Source organism: Synechococcus sp. Minos11 (assembly GCF_014279855.1).
Taxonomy (GTDB): Bacteria; Cyanobacteriota; Cyanobacteriia; order PCC-6307; family Cyanobiaceae; genus RCC307.
Map to the genome: position 1 here is coordinate 1,797,761 of NZ_CP047953.1, position 19,401 is coordinate 1,817,161.

General features: G+C 55.8%; 24 protein-coding genes and 1 tRNA gene. 19 read left to right on the top strand and 6 right to left on the bottom strand.

Going from position 1 to position 19,401, the window contains the following annotated elements:
- The first annotated feature begins 52 nt into the window (after positions 1 to 52).
- From SynMINOS11_RS10150 to SynMINOS11_RS10165, 4 genes are all read left to right on the top strand, one after another.
- On the top strand, positions 53 to 1,141 hold the full coding sequence (locus SynMINOS11_RS10150; RefSeq protein ID WP_186548315.1) for a DUF4912 domain-containing protein: 1,089 nt from the start codon (positions 53 to 55) through the stop codon (positions 1,139 to 1,141).
- A 315-nt stretch (positions 1,142 to 1,456) separates the two neighbouring features.
- Positions 1,457 to 2,293 carry a phycobilisome rod-core linker polypeptide gene (locus SynMINOS11_RS10155; RefSeq protein ID WP_011936442.1) on the top strand — a complete coding sequence of 279 codons (837 nt, stop codon included), beginning with the start codon at positions 1,457 to 1,459 and terminating at the stop codon, positions 2,291 to 2,293.
- Positions 2,294 to 2,533: 240 nt separating this feature from the next.
- Positions 2,534 to 2,983: a ComF family protein gene (locus SynMINOS11_RS10160; RefSeq protein ID WP_186548317.1), complete on the top strand. Its 450-nt coding sequence runs from the start codon at positions 2,534 to 2,536 to the stop codon at positions 2,981 to 2,983.
- Between the two features lie 25 nt (positions 2,984 to 3,008).
- Positions 3,009 to 3,081, top strand: a tRNA-Phe gene (locus SynMINOS11_RS10165).
- Here the strand turns inward: SynMINOS11_RS10165 and SynMINOS11_RS10170 are convergent.
- The 3 genes from SynMINOS11_RS10170 to SynMINOS11_RS10180 form a co-directional block, all read right to left on the bottom strand.
- Complete coding sequence (locus SynMINOS11_RS10170; protein WP_186548319.1) at positions 3,063 to 4,355, bottom strand: mechanosensitive ion channel family protein; 1,293 nt, start codon at positions 4,353 to 4,355, stop codon at positions 3,063 to 3,065. The genes SynMINOS11_RS10165 and SynMINOS11_RS10170 overlap by 19 nt on opposite strands.
- On the bottom strand, positions 4,352 to 5,557 hold the full coding sequence (locus SynMINOS11_RS10175) for an extracellular solute-binding protein (protein WP_186548321.1): 1,206 nt from the start codon (positions 5,555 to 5,557) through the stop codon (positions 4,352 to 4,354). The genes SynMINOS11_RS10170 and SynMINOS11_RS10175 overlap by 4 nt, the downstream gene beginning before the upstream one ends.
- 67 nt (positions 5,558 to 5,624) lie before the next feature.
- A complete protein-coding gene (locus SynMINOS11_RS10180; RefSeq protein WP_186548323.1) occupies positions 5,625 to 6,029 on the bottom strand; it encodes a hypothetical protein in 405 nt (134 codons plus the stop codon).
- A gap of 102 nt (positions 6,030 to 6,131) precedes the next feature.
- Between SynMINOS11_RS10180 and SynMINOS11_RS10185 the strand changes: the two genes are divergently transcribed.
- The 11 genes from SynMINOS11_RS10185 (at position 6,132) to SynMINOS11_RS13020 (ending at position 14,447) form a co-directional block, all read left to right on the top strand.
- Positions 6,132 to 6,737: a chromophore lyase CpcT/CpeT gene (locus tag SynMINOS11_RS10185; protein ID WP_186548325.1), complete on the top strand. Its 606-nt coding sequence runs from the start codon at positions 6,132 to 6,134 to the stop codon at positions 6,735 to 6,737.
- 33 nt (positions 6,738 to 6,770) lie between these two features.
- Positions 6,771 to 7,223 carry a hypothetical protein gene (locus SynMINOS11_RS10190; protein ID WP_011936448.1) on the top strand — a complete coding sequence of 151 codons (453 nt, stop codon included), beginning with the start codon at positions 6,771 to 6,773 and terminating at the stop codon, positions 7,221 to 7,223.
- Complete coding sequence (locus SynMINOS11_RS10195; protein ID WP_255445390.1) at positions 7,220 to 7,810, top strand: phycobilisome polypeptide; 591 nt, start codon at positions 7,220 to 7,222, stop codon at positions 7,808 to 7,810. Before SynMINOS11_RS10190 ends, SynMINOS11_RS10195 begins: the two co-directional genes overlap by 4 nt.
- A 64-nt stretch (positions 7,811 to 7,874) precedes the next feature.
- Positions 7,875 to 8,648 (top strand): phycobilisome rod-core linker polypeptide, encoded by a 774-nt coding sequence (locus tag SynMINOS11_RS10200; protein WP_186548327.1) that lies wholly within the window; start codon positions 7,875 to 7,877, stop codon positions 8,646 to 8,648.
- 38 nt (positions 8,649 to 8,686) lie between these two features.
- Positions 8,687 to 9,400, top strand: a complete 714-nt coding sequence (locus tag SynMINOS11_RS10205; protein WP_255445391.1) for a pentapeptide repeat-containing protein — start codon at positions 8,687 to 8,689, stop codon at positions 9,398 to 9,400.
- A 116-nt stretch (positions 9,401 to 9,516) separates the two neighbouring features.
- Positions 9,517 to 10,395 (top strand): phycobilisome linker polypeptide, encoded by an 879-nt coding sequence (locus SynMINOS11_RS10210; protein ID WP_186548328.1) that lies wholly within the window; start codon positions 9,517 to 9,519, stop codon positions 10,393 to 10,395.
- Between the two features lie 76 nt (positions 10,396 to 10,471).
- The gene (locus SynMINOS11_RS10215; protein WP_186548330.1) at positions 10,472 to 12,121 is read left to right on the top strand and encodes a phycobilisome rod-core linker polypeptide; all 1,650 of its coding nucleotides are present in this window, start codon (positions 10,472 to 10,474) and stop codon (positions 12,119 to 12,121) included.
- Between the two features lie 82 nt (positions 12,122 to 12,203).
- On the top strand, positions 12,204 to 12,938 hold the full coding sequence (locus SynMINOS11_RS10220; protein ID WP_186548332.1) for a phycobilisome rod-core linker polypeptide: 735 nt from the start codon (positions 12,204 to 12,206) through the stop codon (positions 12,936 to 12,938).
- Between the two features lie 30 nt (positions 12,939 to 12,968).
- A complete protein-coding gene (locus SynMINOS11_RS10225; RefSeq protein ID WP_186548334.1) occupies positions 12,969 to 13,505 on the top strand; it encodes a phycobiliprotein lyase in 537 nt (178 codons plus the stop codon).
- Between the two features lie 13 nt (positions 13,506 to 13,518).
- Positions 13,519 to 14,139, top strand: a complete 621-nt coding sequence (locus SynMINOS11_RS10230; protein WP_186548335.1) for a chromophore lyase CpcT/CpeT — start codon at positions 13,519 to 13,521, stop codon at positions 14,137 to 14,139.
- Positions 14,136 to 14,447, top strand: coding sequence for a CpeR family transcriptional regulator (locus SynMINOS11_RS13020; protein WP_255445392.1), 312 nt, complete (start codon positions 14,136 to 14,138; stop codon positions 14,445 to 14,447). Before SynMINOS11_RS10230 ends, SynMINOS11_RS13020 begins: the two co-directional genes overlap by 4 nt.
- On the opposite strand, the gene SynMINOS11_RS10235 is transcribed toward SynMINOS11_RS13020, so the two are convergent.
- From SynMINOS11_RS10235 to SynMINOS11_RS10245, 3 genes are all read right to left on the bottom strand, one after another.
- Positions 14,444 to 14,677, bottom strand: a complete 234-nt coding sequence (locus SynMINOS11_RS10235) for a Nif11-like leader peptide family natural product precursor (protein WP_186548337.1) — start codon at positions 14,675 to 14,677, stop codon at positions 14,444 to 14,446. The two genes, SynMINOS11_RS13020 and SynMINOS11_RS10235, sit on opposite strands and share 4 nt — an antisense overlap.
- A gap of 70 nt (positions 14,678 to 14,747) precedes the next feature.
- Positions 14,748 to 15,023: a Nif11-like leader peptide family natural product precursor gene (locus SynMINOS11_RS10240; protein WP_255445393.1), complete on the bottom strand. Its 276-nt coding sequence runs from the start codon at positions 15,021 to 15,023 to the stop codon at positions 14,748 to 14,750.
- 2 nt (positions 15,024 to 15,025) lie between these two features.
- A complete protein-coding gene (locus tag SynMINOS11_RS10245; RefSeq protein ID WP_186548339.1) occupies positions 15,026 to 15,346 on the bottom strand; it encodes a hypothetical protein in 321 nt (106 codons plus the stop codon).
- A 288-nt stretch (positions 15,347 to 15,634) separates the two neighbouring features.
- On the opposite strand from SynMINOS11_RS10245, the gene SynMINOS11_RS10250 reads away from it, so the two are divergent.
- From SynMINOS11_RS10250 to SynMINOS11_RS10265, 4 genes are all read left to right on the top strand, one after another.
- Entirely contained in the window at positions 15,635 to 16,831 is a 1,197-nt protein-coding gene (locus SynMINOS11_RS10250) for a HEAT repeat domain-containing protein (protein ID WP_186548341.1), read from the top strand.
- 178 nt (positions 16,832 to 17,009) lie between these two features.
- Complete coding sequence (locus tag SynMINOS11_RS10255) at positions 17,010 to 17,546, top strand: bleomycin hydrolase (RefSeq protein ID WP_186548343.1); 537 nt, start codon at positions 17,010 to 17,012, stop codon at positions 17,544 to 17,546.
- A gap of 44 nt (positions 17,547 to 17,590) precedes the next feature.
- Positions 17,591 to 18,088 carry a class 2 C-phycoerythrin subunit alpha gene (gene mpeA, locus SynMINOS11_RS10260; RefSeq protein ID WP_186548344.1) on the top strand — a complete coding sequence of 166 codons (498 nt, stop codon included), beginning with the start codon at positions 17,591 to 17,593 and terminating at the stop codon, positions 18,086 to 18,088.
- 357 nt (positions 18,089 to 18,445) lie between these two features.
- A complete protein-coding gene (locus SynMINOS11_RS10265) occupies positions 18,446 to 19,327 on the top strand; it encodes a phycobilisome rod-core linker polypeptide (RefSeq protein WP_186548346.1) in 882 nt (293 codons plus the stop codon).
- Positions 19,328 to 19,401 lie beyond the last annotated feature (74 nt).

A 19,401-nucleotide genomic window follows, 5' to 3' on the forward strand; every position in this document is an offset into this window, starting at 1 on the left:
TTGTGACTTTTGCCTAGTGGATGCAGAGTGATCCCAAACGGAATCTTTAGCGGTGAATCAGTCCTTGTCTTCGCTTGCGCGTCTGACTCTCCGACAACTGCGCCGCGTTGCAAGCGACCTGGGTGTGGCTCTTTACAGCCGCAAATCAAAGGACGAGCTGCTCGATGCCATCAGCACAAAGCAGGAGTTCAGCGCTGGCGAGAAGCGCATTGAAACCGCCATCTCCTTAGCCGAGATGGAGGCTGGTTTTGGCAACACCCCCCTGCCTCTACCTGAAACTCGGGTGGTGTTTCTCCCCCGTGATCCCCAATGGGCCTACGTCTTTTGGGAGATCGCTGCTGACAGCCGTCGCTCTGCTGATGCCGCTGGTGCGCGCCAGCTCTGCCTTCGGGTCTGCGACGTCACCGGTCTGCACGACGGCTCCAGCCATCCCCACACCCTGCAGGAAGTGGTGGTCGATTCGGGTTCCAGCGAGTGGTATCTGCCGGTTCCCCTGAGTGATCGCGACTACCGCGTGGAACTGGGCTTCCGCCTCAACGACGGCGGTTGGTTCTCTTTGGCCTTCTCGGCTGTAGCCCGGGTTCCGGCCATGCATCCCAGCGAGCAGATCCTGGACCAGTTCGTGCCTTTCTCCCTTGAGGCCACTCCCAGCACCCTGCCCACCCCCGCCGATGCAGGAGACAACAACCTGCACGAGCGGCTCTACCAAACCGCCACCGTGCGCTGGCGCCGCCTTGGCCGCGGCTCTGAATCGTTCCATGAACTGGACGAGTCCGCCGCTGCAGCGCGTGGCCTCAATGATTCCGGTGTTGGCCGCTGGGCCAGCGGCCGCAGCGAGAGTGGAATCGGTGGTGTCGCTCCACGTCAACGCTCCTTCTGGCTGGTGGCTGACGCCGAACTGATCGTCTACGGCGCCACTGATCCTTCCGCCACCTTGAGCATTGGCGATGAAGCGGTGCCCCTCTCAGCCGATGGCACCTTCCGTGTTCAGGTTCCCTTCCGCGATGGGCATCAGCTCTATCCGATCAAAGCGGTGGCTGCCGATGGTGAGCAAACCCGCGACATCACCCTGGAGTTCGAGCGCAAACCCCCCCAGGACAACACCAACACGCCTGGACAAGCCAAAAACGAGTGGTTCTGAGCCCTGTGGCTCTTAAAAAAGCCCTGGTCCTCATCCTGCCGTTGGCCGGCTCTCTCTCTCTGCCCATTGCTGTCCCGCTCTTGATGCGAACAGCTGGGATCGGGGCAGGGGTCGGCTTGGTGTTGGTGGTGAGCTGCCTTTGGTTTGCAGTGATGCTGCGGTTCTCTGAAATGCCCTGATCCTTCCCTCAGGGTTGTTAACGCTAAAAAAGCCCTATTGCCAGTCAAAAATTTTGTTTCAGGGCACTCAACCCCTGAGGAACTCATCAAGTAACGGGCCTAATCTCCAGCTCACAATTGCCCGCTCGATTCAGTAATGGTTGTCATCAAACCGAAGCGTGATTTCACCAGCCTGAATCGCGTCTCTTACGCCGCCAGCAACACGGCCAAGAAATCGCAAGCAGCCACCACGATTGCCCAGTACAAGCACGACATCTGCTCCAACCTGGGTATTGGGATTGGCCCTCGCCACCATGAGGAGTGCCCGTTCTCCTCGGTAAACGATCAATACGCCGCCACCGGCAGTGAAGCGCTGGAAACCGCCATTGCGGCCGCCTACAAACAGGTGTTGGGCAATCTCGGCCCCACCGAAAGCCAGCGGTGCACCGAGCTGGAATCCCAGCTGCTGAATGGCGACATCAATGTGCGCGACTTCGTGGCTGGGTTGGCCAAATCAGATCTCTACAAGCAGAACTATTTCTCCACGGTCTCTCCGATCCGCGGCATTGAGCTGAACCTCAAGCACCTGCTGGGCCGCCCTCCGGTCAATCAAGCCGAGGTCAGCGCCTGCATCACCTTGATTGCCGAGCATGGCTTTGATGCCTTGGTCGACAAGATCACCCAATCCGGTGAGTACTTGGAAGTGTTCGGCACCGACACCGTGCCCTATGCCCGGGCTTTCAAATCCGAAGCTGGCTTCTACTGCTCCACCTTCATCAACATGGGCGAGGTCTGCACCGGCAACGCCGCTTCAGACACAACGGTTCAAAGCCGCAGCCTGCTGGTGATGGCCCTGAACAATGCCCGCAGCCTCAGCACCTCTGCTGGCAGCTTCGATGTGTCGGCCTTTAGCTATTCCAAAGCCATCAAGGACCCAACATCGGGTGCCTTCCAACGCATGTTCCAGCCCAAAACGGCCAAAACCTGGGGCTAAACACGGCACGGCAACCCGGGGAAGGCTGGATTCAACAGCCCAAACGCCATGGCCCTGATTGGCTGGCCAACCCTCTTGATCCATCCCCAATGCCCGCTCTGCCATCAGGCCTGGAGCGGGCCTTCTTTTTGTCCATCCTGCCGAGATCAACTCAAACTCAATCAGCCCAGACCCCAGGGAACCCAGCCGATCCCTTGGCGTGCTCTAGGGCTTTATGACGCGAACTGGCGACAGCTGATCTTGAGACTGCGCCAGCGCGCCAGCCCCAAGGTGATCCGCGTATTGGCCAGCGAATGCCTTGCGCTGCTGCCCAAGCCAAGGTCGGCGATTCAGCTCTGTGCCATCCCGCCGCGCCCAGGGCATCAGCCTGGCCCTCCGCAATGGATCCAAAGGGAGATCAGCCGCCAAAGCAGGATGCGAGCTCAGCCGTTGCTGCATCGCCGCAGGGCTTGCCTTGGCCAACACCATCTCAGTGGCAGCCAACGCCGGCAAAACCTCCAAGGTGTGTTCTCAGTTGAGCCGCTGCAACAGCCCTCAGCCAAGGTGATGCTCCTCGATGACGTAGTGACCACAGGCGCCACTAGCCAAGCAGCAGCTGAAGCGCTGCAAGCAGCTGGATATGGGGTTGTTGGAGTCCTTTGCCTGGCCCACACCAGCACCAGCAGCCTTCTCGACACAACGATGACTTAAGCTTGCCCCTTGCCCAACAGGGCTTGCCGGGATAGCTCAGTTGGTAGAGCAGGCGACTGAAAATCGCCGTGTCCCCAGTTCAAATCTGGGTCCTGGCATCGGTATGGAGCACCCTTTGCGGAAGGGCAATTTCAATGCCTCGTTCCTTCATGGCATGCCATAGGGACGTGCCCAATTCGCTGGCAACACTGATGCCAGTCATTGGATCATCGATCCAATAACGGATTCCGTAGGTCAGGCCTGAGGCGTCGTAACGCAACAACAACCCCTTGGGTGCAGGGTCCTGCAACACCCGTGAAATCGTTGCGGCCGTCTCCTCCAGCAAGGCAATCACCTGATCTGGCGCATGGCGGTAGTGGGCTGTAATCAGCACCTGACCGCGGCGGCTGCGATCCAATCGGCCGCTGTAGGTCACCATCGACTGGGTAAAGAACATCTGGTTTGGAACCAGCAACTCGACGTTGTCGCGATCACGCCAAAGGGTGGTCGCCCGCATCCCGAGCTCAATCACTTCACAGGGCTCTGGATCTTGACCAGGTGTTGACTCCAGTAACAGCACATCCCCTGGTCGCACGGCTCCCTCCAGCAACAACCACAGGCCGCTGAGGAAATTGCTGAAGACCTCCTTGAGCCCAAACCCAAGACCCACCGAAAGGCCACCACTGATGGCCGCTAACACCGTGGTGTTGACTCCAACCATCGCCAGGATCAACACCAAACCGATCCCGACAAACAGATAGCGGAGCAGGAGCGCCGTCGCGCGATAGGCCTGTTCGCTGAAGCCCAGGAGCTTTCTCGCCAACCAGGCAAGACCCCAGGCTGGCAAAGCTGTTCCAGCCACGAGCACGTAGGCACCGATGAGAAGCAGCAGCAGATCACTGACCAGAAAGCTGTCGCTGCCAAAACGCAGCATTGGAGCGTTGATCAGGGCATTGAGATCCGTGACCTGAGCCATGAGCGCAGCCACACCAAACAGCACCAGCGCTGGCCGAAGCACGCGCACATCGAATTGGGTGACAATCGGCAGAGGCAAGGCCTGGCGCATCAGCACCACAAACACCCGGCTCAGCAGACAGAGCCCATAAAACCGGGTCATAAAAAACGCCAGGCCAGCCACACCGGTCTGCCAATCCAGCAGCCGAGAGGCCAGGATCAAAAACCCAAACAGCAAGAGCTCATTGGTGAGCGGCCGCAACTGAGACAACAGGGGATAGCGGCGCGTCAGGGGCCAGGAACGGCCCTCAAGACCCAGGCGTCGACTAACCCAAAACCAAGCCCAGAGAGCCAACAGCAGAACAACGACCTGCCACACCACCACCGGGCGGGTGAAATTAGAGATCAGATGATCAACTGAGAGAACAAAGCTATTCATCGCAGCCTCTCCTGCAGCACCTGGTGCAGCCTCGGAGCGATGGCCTCAGGCGTCTTGCTACCGCTAATCACCGCATCCATCAGGGGCTGCACCTGCTCATCAAGCGCATAGAGGTCAGAGAATTGCTGGTTGGTCAGCACCAGGCCTCGTTTGTATTGCTGGTATTGCACCGCCAGAACGGGATAAGCCTTAAACGGCAAACCAATCGCCGGATTCACCGGCAGCACAGTGGCTTGATCAATCGCCATCGTGCGCTGCTGAACCACATTGATGTTGAACAGCGCCAGACGAAGCGCTAACTCCTGTTGCCGAGGATTGGACTGGGAACCAAAAGCCCAGAGCCGCATGTGCACGACCGCGCGGGGATCCCCAGCTGGCCCCTGAGGCAAAGCGGCAAGACCCAAGCGCTCACTCATCCCATCCTGCAAGCTGGGCAGCCAGCGGTTAGCGCAGAGCACCCACTGATACCGGCCGGCCAAAAACCCATGGAGGAGGTTCTGGGGGCTGATCTCAAAGACGATCGAAGGCTGCAGATTGGCCAAACGCAACCACCGCAGAAAATCCAGCAGCGCTGAGGGATTCGTTGACGCAACACCCTGAGGGAACAGCTCACCGCCAAAACTGGTGTAGAGCCAAGTCAACTCACTGAATCGGCTCTGAAAACCAAAGCGTTTGCCTGCTTTGGCCTGATCAATTAATTGATCAAGGCTGGTTGGGGCAGCGGCCATCCGCTGGCGATCAAAACAAGCCATGCGGGTGAAGACAAGCTCAGGCACCGCCAGCATTTGCCCATCAGATTCCAGGGCCTCCACAAGATCTGGGCGGATGTCCTGACGCTCTGTGGCATCCAGGCTGACCGGTCGAATCCAGCCGCGCTTGCCCAGCGCAGCTAAATCGGTATCGGTGATCAGCAGAAGATCTGGCCCCAAGCCGCGGCGATGGCGATAGCCCAACTCCTGCACCATCCGGTCGGACGGCACGAGCTGCCACTTCACCTTCACATCAGGGTTGTAGCGCTGAAAAACCCTCAGGCTGCGCTCAACATTGTCCTCAATCCGCTCGCGCTCGCGCTCCGTATTCAGTCTCGAGGTTTCCACCAACAAGCTGATGGTTCCGCCTGCTGCGACAGAACTGCTCATCCAGCGGCGCCAAGGGCCGCTGAACAGCAACAACACAACAATGACTGGCGGTGCAATCAACACCAGTCGACGTTTCCAAGATGGATGGCCGCTTAACACGGTCCTCGATCAACAGCCTCAAGCTAGGGAGTCAGGCGGACAGCAACGGCATCTGGTCGTCGTTTTCTGAAAAGTGCTCGTCATCGTCGTGGTGCTGTTGTGGCTCATCCAAGAAGGCCGCGTGCTCCGTCTCTGGGTGCTCCTCCATTCGATGGGGCTCCTCCTCTAGCTGCTCGGCGACTTCAGCCACAGCTGATTCGGCCTCTGGGTTCAAGAGCAGGTGAAGGTGACGCACTTGCTGCTGACCTTCCTCGAGGAGCTGGTCAACCTCGGGTTGATGCTCACCACCACGAGAATCTGGAGCGGTCTCCAACGCCAGGAGTCGTTCCTCTGTAGCGAGCAGACGCTTGGTTAACTCGGCTGTGAGATCAATCAGTCCATGGAGCTGCTGACTGAGACGTTGCTCAACCGACGCCGCGGATTCGTTCTCAAGCATTCCGGCAAGCCCCAAAGGAAGGACGTGCCGATCGTATCGATGCTGTTTGGCCTGTCCATCCCCCCCCCAGCCGTGGCAGCATCGCCATGGCTTGAACGGGTCATGACCGACAGCTTGGATCGCCTGACCCGCTGGTTATGCGGGAGCTTCAGCAACCAGCAACAAGCGTTTGAAAACCCTCCTCTGTATGGGCACATCCATGTGCGCTACAGGCCCTTGGGGCAGCTCGCGCCACGCTCAATATTGATTGAACAGGCCTACGCCATTGCTCCCAAAGAGCCCTATCGCATTCGTGTGGTGAGGCCTTTGCTCTGCCCTGAGCAAGGGCTCAAAGTCATGAACTACACCCTGGCTGAGCCACAACGTTTTTTTGGCGCCATCGACGATGCCGACCTGCGCTCCGAAATTCGTGAAGACGATCTCACTCACCTCGAGGGATGCAACTACCTGGTGCGCGATCAGGGCGACCATTTCAGCGGCAGCGTCGAGCCTGGATGCCACTGCAGGGTTCGTCGTAAGGGCCGTGATTCCTACTTGGTCAGTGAGTTTGTTCTGAGGAACGGCTCCATGGAGACGATTGACCGCGGCCACGACCCTGACACCCATGAACAGTTGTGGGGGTCTCTACCCGGTCCGTTTCTGTTTGAGCGCAAAGAAGACTGGTCTGATGAACTTCTTCCGCTATGGGGTGGACTGATGCAGGGATAGCGGCCATAAAGTCTTGACTCTTGGGCTCATCCCATGCCGCCAGCCCTGGAAACTGAGCTCAAAGATCTGCTGACCAGGGCAGGCCAGCAGCGCGAAGTGTTGCTTGATTCCGGCGCCGGGATGGTGCGCATTGACCTCAAGGCCGACAACGTCGCGTTGTGGAGCAACACCCTCAGTGACGTGGGCGCTGACACCAACCTGCTACTGGCTTGCGAAAGCAGCACTGGGGAACTGAGTTCCACCCGTTTGACCTGGGTTGTCGGCGCCGCCATCCGTCCTGCTGTGATCGAAGACAGCAGTCACGCTCAAAAACTGCTGCAATCCCTTGGTGCGTCGTCCGCCCAAACGGCCTTGATCGCTCAGCAGTGCCCTGGCCTTGGGAAAGCCGTGACCTGGGCGCTATGGCTTGATCGCCATGGCTGGTTGAGCGCATCACCGGTGCCTCGCTCTGGTGAGCTGACCTGGCTGATGCCAGCGCAATCGTGAGCGCACCCTCGAGCGACACCATTCGCCAGCTGGCGGCCAAGGCGCAAGTGCTGGGCCTGCCGCAACATCCCAACCTCAGTGAGAGCACCCGCCACCTGCTGCAACAAGCTGATCAAGAGCGCCGCCTGCTGAGCAGCAGCGAAATCCAAAGCCTGTGCCAGCACAGCGGCGTGATGACTGCACCGCTGGAGCAGCTTCAAGGCCAAGCCCATCAGTTGGTAGACCAAGCACGCCAGGACCTATTGGAGGCCAAGCCCCACTTGGTGAAACCGGGAGGGGCGCTCTACCCAGAGCATCGCGCTGAGGCCTGCTGGCGCGACTGCTTCCATTTCTTGCGCGTCTGCTGCTACGCCGTCGCCGTCGCCCAGCCCAAGTTCACCAACCCCGAAGGCATGGCGGCGCTAGGGGAGTTGTATGCCGCCCTTGGCGTACCCGTCGATGGGCTCCTGCTGGCCCTGGCCCGTCTGCAAGAACTCGCAGCTCAGAGCTACAGCGAATCAGCCCCATCATTGGATGCGGAGCTATTGGATGAAGCCTTCTGCGAGCTGCGATCGCAAATCAATGCCTGTGTCGTTACGAGCTGCTAAGTCAGCCCGAAAGGCCTGCTCACCAACAGCACAATGAGCGTCCTTTCCATTTCCCCGCGGCCCAATGGCGATCCCTCTGCTGGATTACCCCCTCACATCGCAGAACGCCAGAGTTTCGAACCTTGCCGGTGACCTGCATGACAACGGGCTGGCCACGATTGGTTACGGGGGTGCTGGCCATGACAGCTACAACAGCGAAGTCGATGGGGTGATTGAGCAGGCTTACCGCCAAATCTTTTTCCACGCGATGCGCAGTGATCGCGACGTCAACCTCGAATCCCAGCTGCGCAACGGCAACATCACCGTTCGCGATTTCATTCGCGGCCTGCTGCTCTCGAAACGCTTTCGCGACGACTACTACCAGTGCAGCACCAACTACCGAATGGTGGATCAGGTGGTTGGTCGCGCCCTAGGCCGGCCGGTTCATGGCGATGCGGAACGGCGCGCCTGGTCGATCGTGATTGGGGAGAAGGGCTTCAACGCCTTTGTTGATCAGCTTCTCGACAGCGACGAATACATGGCCAGCTTTGGCTATGACCGCGTTCCCGAGCAGCGCTCGCGCAAGCTGCCGGGCCAAGCCACCGGCGAAATCCCCATTTATCAGCGCTTTCCCCGTTATGGCGCTGACTGGCGCGACAGCCTGCAAGAGCGCGCACCAAGCCCCAACTTCCAAGTCAGTGGCAGTGCCCAGATGCAAATGTCAGTGGTTTGGGCAGGTGGTGAGCCACCTGCCTGGGCGCTAAAGCTCTGGCTGGGCCTATTTGCCGTTGGTGGATTCGAATTGGGTCGAATCCTGCTTACTGTTGCCGCTGAAATGCTGAGCACGTCAGGGACGTAAGCACAATGGGTGAACAGCCCTGACAGCAGAGAACGTCTTTGAGTACGAACGCCCAGCCTCTGGCTTTGCAGCAGTGGGAGCCTCCAGAGCTGACCAAGCCTGATGCACTCAATCCTGGACCAATTGATGCCCGTGGGGCGGATTGGAGTGGTCAGGCACTGCCGGCACTGGATCTCACCAAGGCCAAGTTATGCCGCAGTGATCTGCGAGGAAGCGACCTCAGCCAATGCAATCTTGATGGCACTGATTTGCGGCTAGCTCGCTACGACGCAGCCACCCGCTGGCCTGAAAATTTCAACCATTGCGAAAGCGGAGCCGTAGGTCCTGGGGCTCGACTCAGCGGGGTGTACCTGAATAACGCTGATCTACGCGGCATGGATCTACGCGGCTCAGTGCTAATGGGGACTTATCTCAGTGGATCTGACCTCAGCGGAGCCATTTTGGATGGGGTTCGGCTGGCTGGCGCAGACCTCAGACAAGCCGTACTCAGGGGCGCTAGTTGCCTGGGGACCCGCTTTGGCAATGCTCAACTGGACTTTGCAGATCTACGCGGCGCCGAACTGACCGATGCATCACTGGAAAACGTTGAGTCTCTCCGTGGAGCCGATTTCACTGGAGCTCACGGGGTGGAGGCCTTCCGTGGAGCGCTGCTGCAACGGGAGCCAGAGGAGCTGGACGCCTGGAACCCTCTGACACGGTCCACAACACGTTCCAGCCTGGAGCTGCCAGAACAGGCTAGTTCTATGGAGTGATCATCTCTTATCCCTGACAGCGCAAGGGAAGCGAGAGATTGAGCTTTATAAACAAATGCCTGGGGTTGCGGGCATTTGTTCGACGATACGTCGGCGCGTTGTACTGGAACACCCGTATGCCCTTTGGTCCCGCTTCGCTATTGGGTGTGGAGCGCTTCGACACCGAAGCCCCCGTTGAACTCATTCCAGGCGATGCCGACGCCGAGAAAGAGCAGATCATTCGTGCGATCTACCGACAGGTTCTCGGCAACGCCTATGTAATGGACAGCGAGCGACAGGTCGTTCTCGAGTCCCAGTTCAAGCTCGGCGAAATCAGCGTGCGGGAATTTGTCCGCCGCCTCGCCAAGAGCGATCTCTATCGCAGCCGTTTCTTTGAAAGCTGCTCCCGGTATCGGTATATCGAATTAGCTTTCCGCCATCTTCTTGGTCGTGCCCCGGCTGACTTTGAAGAGATGAGAGCCCATGCCGAACGGCTGGATGCCAAGGGCTACGACGCTGATATCGACAGCTTTTTGGACTCTGGGGAATATCAGGATTACTTCGATGAGTGGACTGTTCCCTATCAGCGCGGCTGGAAAACTGAAAGCTGCGCCACGATGCAGGAATTCACCTGGAGCTTCCAACTGCTGCGTGGAAACAGCAGTAGCAGCCTGAAGGGCAGCCTCTCCGGCAATCGCTCCAAACTCGGTGGTGCGGTTTATCAAAACAACCCCATCCCAGTCATTCCGCCCTCCTCTCAAGAGGCGCAGGGATGGAGCTTCCGCCCTGCAGCCAACATGCAGGACGCCGCCACCAGACTCGGTTCCAGCGCAGGAGAAGAAGGGCGCACCTACCGCGTTGAGGTCACCTCATACAAGGCCAACAACGTTCGCCGTATTTCCCGTTATGTGAAATCCAACCGCGTGTATTACGTGCCTTTTGAAAAGCTCTCAGAGCAATTCATCCGGATTCACCGAGAGGGAGGAAAGATCTCCAGCATCACCCCAGTCACGTAAGCAGCAACCACGTCAGCTCACCACTGATCTGACCTCATCAATCCCCACCCAACACCACTCTCAGCCCACTGAACCCATGTCCGGCAACCAATCCACCTCCCTCGGTTTCGGCGCCACCACCAAATGGAGCCAGCCTGTTTCGTTCCAGCGCAAGGGCGCCGGAAACAAGGGTGCAGCTCTCACCATCGGGGAATTCCTGAAGCAGTCCTGCGATCAGATGCAGATCGGGGTTGGGCCGCGTAGTCATGAGGACTGCCCTCATCGCGTTACAACCGAGTGCTACAGCCCAGAGGATGGGGCTTCGCTTGAGCAGGTCATTGCTGCTGCGTACCGCCAGGTATACGGCAACGCTCATGTCATGGACTTTGAGCGCTCGGCAGAACTCGAGGCCCAGCTCTGCAATGGGGACCTCGATGTCCGGGGGTTCATCCGTGGCCTGGCCAAGACACCCTTTTACAAATCGCGATTTTTTGAGGGAGTTGCACCGCAGCGCGGCATTGAGCTGAATTTCAAGCATCTTCTTGGTCGCGCACCCCATTCCCAGGCTGAGGTCTCAGCAAAGGTGGCTCTGATGGCTGAGCACGGCCATGACGCCGTCATCGACAGCCTGGTTGATTCCGCTGAATACCTCGAAGTCTTTGGCAGCGACATCGTTCCTTACGCCCGCGCCTGGAGCTCCCCGGCTGATCTGGCAACAGCAGCTTTCCCGATGTTGGCTGCCATTCAAAAAAGTTTTGCTGGCAGCGATAGCGCCCGTGGCGGCAGCAGCTCACTGACCAAGAGCTTGGCCTCTGGATTGGCTCCCCGTATTTCTGTTCCAAGCCAAGCCGTTGGGGTCCGTCCTTCCGTCAGCTACACCACTGGCCGCTTCAGCAGCAAGGACCCAGGAGTGACCTCTGGTCAGGATTCAGCCCCAATGCGCGGCGATGCCTACGTGTTCTTTGGCTTAGGCCAGCGGGAACAAGAGACTTATCAACGCTGCCCCGGTGATGGTCCAGATCAACTAAATGCACTGATTCGTTCCACCTACAAGCAGGTGATGGGTAACCCCCACCTAATGGAGTTCGAGCGTGCCATCTCTGCTGAGAGCAAGTTCATCGATGGGTACCTGAGCACACGCGAATTGGTTCGCGCCATTGGCCTGTCAGCTGAATACAAGCGTCGTTTCTTCGAAACAAATGCGCCTTATCGCTTCATCGAGCTGAACTTCAAGCACTTCCTTGGACGAGCTCCTCAGTCCCAGGCTGAAATCAGTGAGCACACCAAGATCCTTGCTGAAGGTGGATACGACGCTGAAATCTGCAGCTATGTGGATTCAGAGGAATATCAAACAAACTTCGGCGAGGACACGGTTCCCTTCGCCCGCATCCTCAGCGAAAACGGCCGTGCTCAAGTTGGCTTCAACCGCCACCTCAGCCTTGCCGAGGGCTTTGCAGCCAGCGACACCGTGCTCAGCAGCTCCTCCTTGGTGAACTCTGTTGCTACCGGCATGGTGCCAAGCGGCTGGAGTGCAACCACCAGTCGGATCAACCGCACCGGCACCCAGTCCGGCGCTCCTGATCCCACCAAGAAGCGTTTCCGCATTGTGGTAGCTGCCCAAACAGCTCGCTCCCGTCAACGCACGGCCAACTCCACCTATCTGGTCTCCGGGAAGGATATGAGTGCTCAGATGAAGTACATCCACTCTCGGGGCGGAAGGATCCTTTCCGTCACTGAGGTGATGTAGGCCAAGCAAGCCAATCCAAAGCCCTCTCCTCGCTAGAAAGACAGGAGGGGGCTTAATCCATGCACACTCCAATCCCCGCCCCATGACTGAAATCACAACGCTGTCAGCACAAGCAAATACAGACCTTGGTCATGCCGCTGATGTGATTCGAAGGGTTTATAAGCAGGTTTTTGGCAACAAACACCTGATGGAATTGGATGTCAACGAATCACTTGAGGCCCTCTTCATCAACGGGGATCTCAGTGTGCAGGGCTTGGTAACAGCGCTGGCTCAATCTGACACCTACAAACGTTTATTTCTGGAGCGCAATAGCCCTTATCGGTTCGTCGAGCTGAACTTCAAGCATCTGCTGGGACGACCGCCCCATGACCAAGCTGAACTCATGGAGCATGTGCGTCTCTTCGCGGAAGAAGGCTACGAAGCTGAAATCACGAGTTACACCTACAGCGAAGAATACTTAGCTGCTTTTGGCCTGGACCAAGTTCCCTACAACCGTGCAATGGGAACAACTACCGGTGGCAGAACAGTGAACTACCAGCGAGCAAGTGCACTTGACGTTGGGTTTGCTGGTTTTGACGGCAATAAGACTTCCCGCCTGTTGAAGAGCCTTGGAACTGACAGCGTTCCTGCCTTAAATGAGCGCAAAGCCATTGGCACAGCAGGTAGTTTCACGATTAGCTGGACTTCACGGTTGCAAGTTGGTGCAAACCGGCGCGCGGTCCAGAAGTCCGTTGCAAGCCAAACATCCCTGTCGGCAACGATCAGGGGAATTCAGGCTCAAGGTGGACGCATTCAAACAATCGAACCAAACACCTAAAATTCAGCATTACGACAAGACCAGAACTGAATGGATATATCGACATTTGTCGAGCTGAGTCATGGTGAGTGGCGCTCCATGCGGAGTGGCCACTCACTTGCTTTTCAATATTTCGAAGAGGTGCTCAGCGAAGTCAAAATTCAATGCCTTGACATAGATGATGAAGCTGTCAGCAAACTTGCCAACTCGGTCAAGATACTGGAGGGAGAATTAACAGCACCATTCAGCATGGAGTGGGAAGCAGAAAGCGACTGGGAGCCAGATGACCCAACTGCTGTTTCTGCCGGCCACTGTATTTTGATTCCCTACCAAATTGATCATTCACACGGACAAATCATCCGAAGTGTTGGCTATGCCGAAGCTGAGCAAGCCATCACTGATTATTCAATTAGCTCAGATGGGACTCTAGTTTTAAGAACGGTCTACGGACAATCGATTGCTGAAGAGAGAATTTGGTTTGCCTCCGATAATGTCCGCTGTAGATCCTCAGTTTTAAAAACCTCAGAAGGAAGCGGAATACTGCAAACATCCTTTGCCTCGGAAGTTAGAAAAATCAGCACCGTATAAACCACTAACTTTAATGTTGAGCACCGCAGACCTAATCCTCTTTGCTAAAACTCTTGGAGGCATTTACGACAATCTGGAACAATCGCAGGCAAACCCCAAAGAGTTTGCCAGGATCAATATTTTTTTCCGACCCCTGCCATGGTGTGTCTTTGAAGGGCCTGGTTTTTACTCCGAACAATGCTACGACTATGCACCATGGGATCCATACCGGCAAGGCATACACCGTCTAACACTTCGGGAAGATTTTTTTCTCGTTGAAAATTATGGCTGCACTAATTTCAGACGACTTGCAGGAGCGGGACGCGAGCAAGATCTACTAAAATCTTTAAAACAGCGTGATCTTGAAGCACGATGCGGCTGTCATATGCATTTCAAGCTAGAAAAGCCAGGCCATTACTTTGGATCAGTAGAGCCAGGCAAGAAATGCCTTGTGCCCAGAGATGGAAAAATGACCTATTTAGTTAGCGAAGTTGAAGTGGATCAAAATTGCTGGATCAGCCGAGATCGAGGATTTGATCCCGAGACGGATGCACAATGCTGGGGTTCAGAACATGGAAAACTAAGATTCAAACGCATTGAGTGGCTCAACGAAACCATTGAAAATGAATGGCTTTCAAAACTCAATAACGGATGACAGCCGATGACCATGAAAAGCAGATGAAATCCTGGATCAGGTCCCAACATCTGATCTGCGAAGGAAGTGACTTTATTTTTGAGACTGTCGACCAGACTCAACTGGAGAAGTTCGAGATCTGCCTTGAAGCACTTGGGGGCCGGCTTAGGAGTATCAGAGCCGTTGGAAATTGGCCTATGGGACCAAATAGATCATTCAAAATTCTTCGCGCAACAGCTAGTGTGCCGAGACCTGGTGGCGAAGATCTTGTTACTTACTGGGCAAAAAGAGGTAGCAAATCAACCCGCTACTCTGAAATCAACAGCTAATCGCTAAACCAGCCCATCCAAGTATCCTTAGAAAAATCAGTGTGCTTGCTCCATCGCCTCAAGATCGTAAGTGAATCAAAGACATAGCCATGTGATGCCGCAATATCAATCACCTGATCCTGGTCAAGAGCAGCCTTGATCTCATCTCTCACCTCTTGATTACCACGAGCAAAAGCAATGAAAGATTCCAAAATCGAATCTTTTTCGGTATCCGAAGCGGAAAGCGTCATGGGCTGCTGTTAAATCAGAAGCATCTAGTCATCCTAGGCAAAAAATCCTGATTGCGACTGCCAGAAGCGATCATTCCATCAACATCGCTCTCCAAGTGGGTGTTTGGCGAAAAGCCCAGGACCAATGAGAAGTCTCGCACTCACGAATCTTGCTTTGCGCAGCAGGATCGAGCGTTGACCAATCGGTATCCACATGAGCCTGCCATTCATCCAAATCAACAGAAAAGCCTTGAGAGTTGGCATAAGCCACGATCTCTGCGTGCGTTGTACAGCGCTTCAGGCCGGTTGCGATGGCATGGTCATAGACAACCGCTTTTAGAAAGCCATCTAAATGAGGAGTGTTCATCCTCAGCAGGCCTCAATCCAAAGGGCAAAGTTCACGTTGTTGCAAATCATCTGCAGAACCAAGGGTCCTCCGGGGCAACGCAGAAGGCGCCAAGGGATATCTGCAGCCAACACGCCTGAGTCGATCGTGATCTTCGGAGGACTCGTAGCTTGCTCGTAGGGAATCAAGGCTGATCCTGTGAGCGCAGGCTCAATGCGTTGCACCAGGGCTTTCAGGTCATCAATCGTGTTGAGCGCATTGAGCTGATTTTGGTTGTCAGGGCTGGCCTCAATAGCTTTGACAAATCGAGGCAACGCTTGTTCCTGCTCTGGAGATACAGGCATTGATTGACCTAATTTTGATCTCAGCAGGCGAGCATACCAGGACTAATGCGCCCTCAATAATATGTAAAGATCAAATGATTAATACAGAAACAATCAAAGATACTTAGAAACCAGGCTGCAGAATACTGATTGCTACGCCAAGACCCCTTGGCATAGCGATGACATGATAAAATCTGGCTACAAGGTCAGCCAACGGCTCTTGGCGCACATTTCAGCCCGCGTCGACCCAAGATTTTGACCTCTGGCGAGTCAATCGCCAATTGGAACTATTAATCAAAAGGCTCATCAATGCCTGAACGTTTTGACAATCTTATAGAAGGCCTTACTGAGGAACGTGCGATCAGCGTCATTCTGGCTGACCCGGACTCACTGGAGCGACCAGTTGATAAATACATGGCAGCAACACGGCTTGGTGCCAGTGACAGCGAACAGTCCCTGAACACACTGATCGAAGCCGCACAACTCAGTCCTGACAATCTGTTTGATCGGATTACCAGAAGAAAAGCCCTCGACGCCTTGGGACGGCGGCGTCACCCCAAAGCACTGCCTGTTCTGTTTGCAGCATTGAGCTGCAGCGACGAATCGGCTGTGATCAACGCTGTGGACTCGATCACAAAAATCAGCTCCGAGCTGGATACCGAGCAGAAAAAGCAGCTTCTTCAGGCCCTGGGAGGAGAGGACATCCAAAAGCGGGCCGTGATCCAAGCCCATACCCGGCTTGGAATTGAAGGCGCAGACCATGCCATCAAGCCGTTTGACGAAGACCCAAATCCACTGGTGGCGGGAGCAGCCAGGGCCTACGGGGCAAAGGTTCATGGCAGAACAGCAGCGTTGGATCCTTTGGTCCCCCAACTGGTGGACCCAATCGCTGGTCGACGCCGATCTGCAGTGATTGATCTTGGCGATGCAGGGGACGTCAGTCGACTCGAGTCACTAGTGACAGCTCCGGTCTCAATGTCCCTACGAGCCAGAAGTGCCTTTCAACTGGTTGACCCGGGCAAAACCTGTGATGTGCCTGAGGAATACGAAGCACTGATCACTCAATTACTCCAGGACAATCCACAAAATTTAAAACTGAGAACGGAATGGGTCTGTGATGTGAATGCCGATGAGATCGAAAATAATCTTCAACATAGGGATGAAGCGCGTCAATACGGTGGCGCTGCAAGCCTGATGTCGATGGGAGAAGAGGAGAAACTCGCCCTGATTGACCGAATCAAAGACAAGTTATGGAGTGATTACGTCACGCATTACTACCTCACTGCCGTTGTCAGCCTTCAAAAGATTGATACCAGAAGCGAACTGGTCCGACTAGCCCTGGCTGAAACCATTCCTCAGTACACCAAATCCAGGATTGCCGCTGCCTGGGGCTGCTTGGCGATGGGCCTGAACGATCAAGCTGAGCTGTTGGAGCAACTCGCGATACAGGCACAGTGGATACCACTGAAATGGACGTGTATGCAGGTGCTTCAAAAGTTGAAATAAGCAGGAAGAAATACTTAATCCCAGCCAGAGCAAAAAGCTCCTACTGATTTGCTTCAGGTTTTGAGTTTGTCAACTTGTGTGTCCTGACGATCTACTCGAGGCGTTGAGCTCGAACAGCAGGGTTAAGGTCATTCGTGATGCGGATTGCATCCCCTCCCAAACACGTAATCGCTCAACCATGCTCGACGCATTCTCCAGGAAGGCCGTCTCGGCCGACTCCAGCGGCGCCTTCATTGGCGGAGGCGAGCTTGCCTCTCTGAAGTCTTTCATCGCAGACGGCAACAAGCGCCTTGACGCTGTGAACGCTATCTCCTCCAACGCCAGCTGCATCGTCTCTGACGCCGTTGCAGGCATCTGCTGCGAGAACACCGGCCTGACCGCACCTAACGGTGGTGTGTACACCAACCGCAAGATGGCTGCTTGCCTGCGCGACGGTGAAATTGTTCTCCGTTATGTCAGCTACGCGCTGCTCGCCGGCGACGCTTCTGTGCTTCAGGACCGCTGCCTCAACGGCCTTCGCGAAACCTATGCCGCCCTGGGCGTGCCTACCGGTTCCGCTGCCCGCGCCGTCGCCATCATGAAGGCTGCTGCTGCTGCTCTGATCACCAACACCAACAGCCAGGCCAAGAAAATGGCTCTCACCTCCGGTGACTGCTCCAGCCTCGCCGGTGAAGCTGGCAGCTACTTCGACATGGTGATCAGCGCCATCAGCTGAGCCAGAGATCATTTTCTGAACACCTGAAACCCTTCTTCAAAATCATGAAGTCCGTCATCACCACCGTTATCGGCGCTGCCGATAGCTCCTCCCGTTTCCCCTCCGCCTCCGATATGGAGTCGGTCCAGGGTTCCATCCAGCGCGCTTCTGCACGTCTGGAAGCCGCTGAGAAGCTGGCTGGCAACTACGACGCCGTGGCTCAAGAAGCTGTCGACGCTGTTTACGCTCAGTACCCCAACGGTGCTACCGGCCGTCAGCCCCGTAAGTGCGCCACCGAAGGCAAAGAGAAGTGCAAGCGTGACTTCGTTCACTACCTGCGTCTGATCAACTACTGCCTGGTCACCGGCGGCACCGGCCCCCTCGACGAGCTGGCCATCAACGGTCAGAAAGAGGTCTACAAGGCCCTCAGCATCGACGCTGGCACCTACGTTGCTGGTTTCTCCCACATCCGCTCCCGCGGTTGCGCTCCTCGCGACATGAGCGCTCAGGCTCTGACCGCCTACAACCAGCTGCTGGACTACGTGATCAACTCCCTGGGCTGATCATTTAGCTTCAAGCTGATTGATTGTGTCGATCTAATCAGCGGGGTGGGCAATATGCCCACCCCTTTTTTTACCCTTATCAGACTGTGCTGCATAAAGTGCAGCATCCATGGCTTCATTTAGCAGTCAAAGTTTGCAAGGGCATAGATGATTAGGTTCAGAGACATAGCTCGCATCAACGCTCGGATGAACTGGTCAAAGAAGCCAAGGTTCAGCAATTGCTAACCATTGAAAACTGTGACCGTCAATCCATCAGCGGATTCATCTCTCGACAGGCTAAAGAGTGCCTATCAGTTCAATGATTGGGCCAGCATGTTTGAGAGGTGATTAATAGTCCACCTCACCCCTTCCCTCATCATGCTCAGCACTCAAACGAGTCCCGAAGGGCTCGCAGCTGCAAGTCGCACCAAGCCTGCGTCCTACTCCATGACGAGTAAAGCAGGAAAGAACACTGTGCACCGCACAGTTGCTGGTGCCATCGCTGAATACAAGCGCAACACCTGCGCAGCGATGGGTCTTGGTATCGGACCTCGCCTTCATGGTGAGGTGCCCTATGCAGTCACCTTCGACGAATACGCCCCCAGCAGCAGCGAAGCCCTGGAGCGGACGATCAACGCTGCCTACCGCCAAGTCTTTGGCAATCTGCCACCGACCGAAGCTGAGCGTTGCACTTCCATGGAAGCACGCCTAATGAACGGCGAAATCACAGTGCGTGACTTCGTTAATGGACTGGCGAAGTCACCTTTTTACAAGGACAACTACTTCCACTCCGTTGCACCTCAGCGCGGCATCGAGCTCAACTTCAAGCACATCATGGGACGCGCTCCCCTGAATCAGGCTGAAGTGCAAAACAGCATCAAGCTGCAAGCCGAGGAAGGCTTTGACGCCCTCATCGACAGCATGACTGACTGTGCTGAGTACGCCGAGGTCTTCGGTTCTGACATCGTCCCGTACACCAGAACAGCAGATTCCTACGCTGGAATGTACACCTCGTCATTCAACTTGAGCCGGGAATTGGGTAGCACCAAGGTGGCTATCAGTGATAACGCTCAAGGCAAAAAGGCTCGTACGACGACCCCCTTGGCAACAGCAGCGGCTAAGGCTGCTCAACCAGTGACCTTCACCTACCGGTCTGTAGCCAAGACACCAGTCAGGCTGCCTGAGCAGCAATACAGCGGTCATAAGCCCCCTGCTGTAACTGACTATGTACCCTTCCGACCCTTTGGCGTTCACTTCTGATTTCAAGAAGCTGGAAGGATCCCATTAAATTGGGAATTCAAAAGTGTCCCTTCACAGAAGGGGCACTTTTTTAA

What these genes read in the sequence shown, in the direction of transcription:
- SynMINOS11_RS10170 (WP_186548319.1), bottom strand. Translation starts at nt 4,355, where the DNA reads ATGAATAGCTTTGTTCTCTCAGTTGATCATCTGATCTCTAATTTCACC.
- SynMINOS11_RS10210 (WP_186548328.1), top strand. Translation starts at nt 9,517, where the DNA reads ATGCCCTTTGGTCCCGCTTCGCTATTGGGTGTGGAGCGCTTCGACACC.
- SynMINOS11_RS10155 (WP_011936442.1), top strand. Translation starts at nt 1,457, where the DNA reads ATGGTTGTCATCAAACCGAAGCGTGATTTCACCAGCCTGAATCGCGTC.
- SynMINOS11_RS10180 (WP_186548323.1), bottom strand. Translation starts at nt 6,029, where the DNA reads ATGCTTGAGAACGAATCCGCGGCGTCGGTTGAGCAACGTCTCAGTCAG.
- SynMINOS11_RS10200 (WP_186548327.1), top strand. Translation starts at nt 7,875, where the DNA reads ATGGCGATCCCTCTGCTGGATTACCCCCTCACATCGCAGAACGCCAGA.
- SynMINOS11_RS10250 (WP_186548341.1), top strand. Translation starts at nt 15,635, where the DNA reads ATGCCTGAACGTTTTGACAATCTTATAGAAGGCCTTACTGAGGAACGT.
- SynMINOS11_RS10255 (WP_186548343.1), top strand. Translation starts at nt 17,010, where the DNA reads ATGCTCGACGCATTCTCCAGGAAGGCCGTCTCGGCCGACTCCAGCGGC.
- SynMINOS11_RS10190 (WP_011936448.1), top strand. Translation starts at nt 6,771, where the DNA reads ATGCCGCCAGCCCTGGAAACTGAGCTCAAAGATCTGCTGACCAGGGCA.
- SynMINOS11_RS10230 (WP_186548335.1), top strand. Translation starts at nt 13,519, where the DNA reads ATGTTGAGCACCGCAGACCTAATCCTCTTTGCTAAAACTCTTGGAGGC.
- SynMINOS11_RS10245 (WP_186548339.1), bottom strand. Translation starts at nt 15,346, where the DNA reads ATGCCTGTATCTCCAGAGCAGGAACAAGCGTTGCCTCGATTTGTCAAA.
- mpeA (WP_186548344.1), top strand. Translation starts at nt 17,591, where the DNA reads ATGAAGTCCGTCATCACCACCGTTATCGGCGCTGCCGATAGCTCCTCC.
- SynMINOS11_RS10185 (WP_186548325.1), top strand. Translation starts at nt 6,132, where the DNA reads ATGACCGACAGCTTGGATCGCCTGACCCGCTGGTTATGCGGGAGCTTC.
- SynMINOS11_RS10215 (WP_186548330.1), top strand. Translation starts at nt 10,472, where the DNA reads ATGTCCGGCAACCAATCCACCTCCCTCGGTTTCGGCGCCACCACCAAA.
- SynMINOS11_RS10220 (WP_186548332.1), top strand. Translation starts at nt 12,204, where the DNA reads ATGACTGAAATCACAACGCTGTCAGCACAAGCAAATACAGACCTTGGT.
- SynMINOS11_RS10235 (WP_186548337.1), bottom strand. Translation starts at nt 14,677, where the DNA reads ATGACGCTTTCCGCTTCGGATACCGAAAAAGATTCGATTTTGGAATCT.
- SynMINOS11_RS10240 (WP_255445393.1), bottom strand. Translation starts at nt 15,023, where the DNA reads ATGAACACTCCTCATTTAGATGGCTTTCTAAAAGCGGTTGTCTATGAC.
- SynMINOS11_RS10265 (WP_186548346.1), top strand. Translation starts at nt 18,446, where the DNA reads ATGCTCAGCACTCAAACGAGTCCCGAAGGGCTCGCAGCTGCAAGTCGC.
- SynMINOS11_RS10225 (WP_186548334.1), top strand. Translation starts at nt 12,969, where the DNA reads ATGGATATATCGACATTTGTCGAGCTGAGTCATGGTGAGTGGCGCTCC.
- SynMINOS11_RS13020 (WP_255445392.1), top strand. Translation starts at nt 14,136, where the DNA reads ATGACAGCCGATGACCATGAAAAGCAGATGAAATCCTGGATCAGGTCC.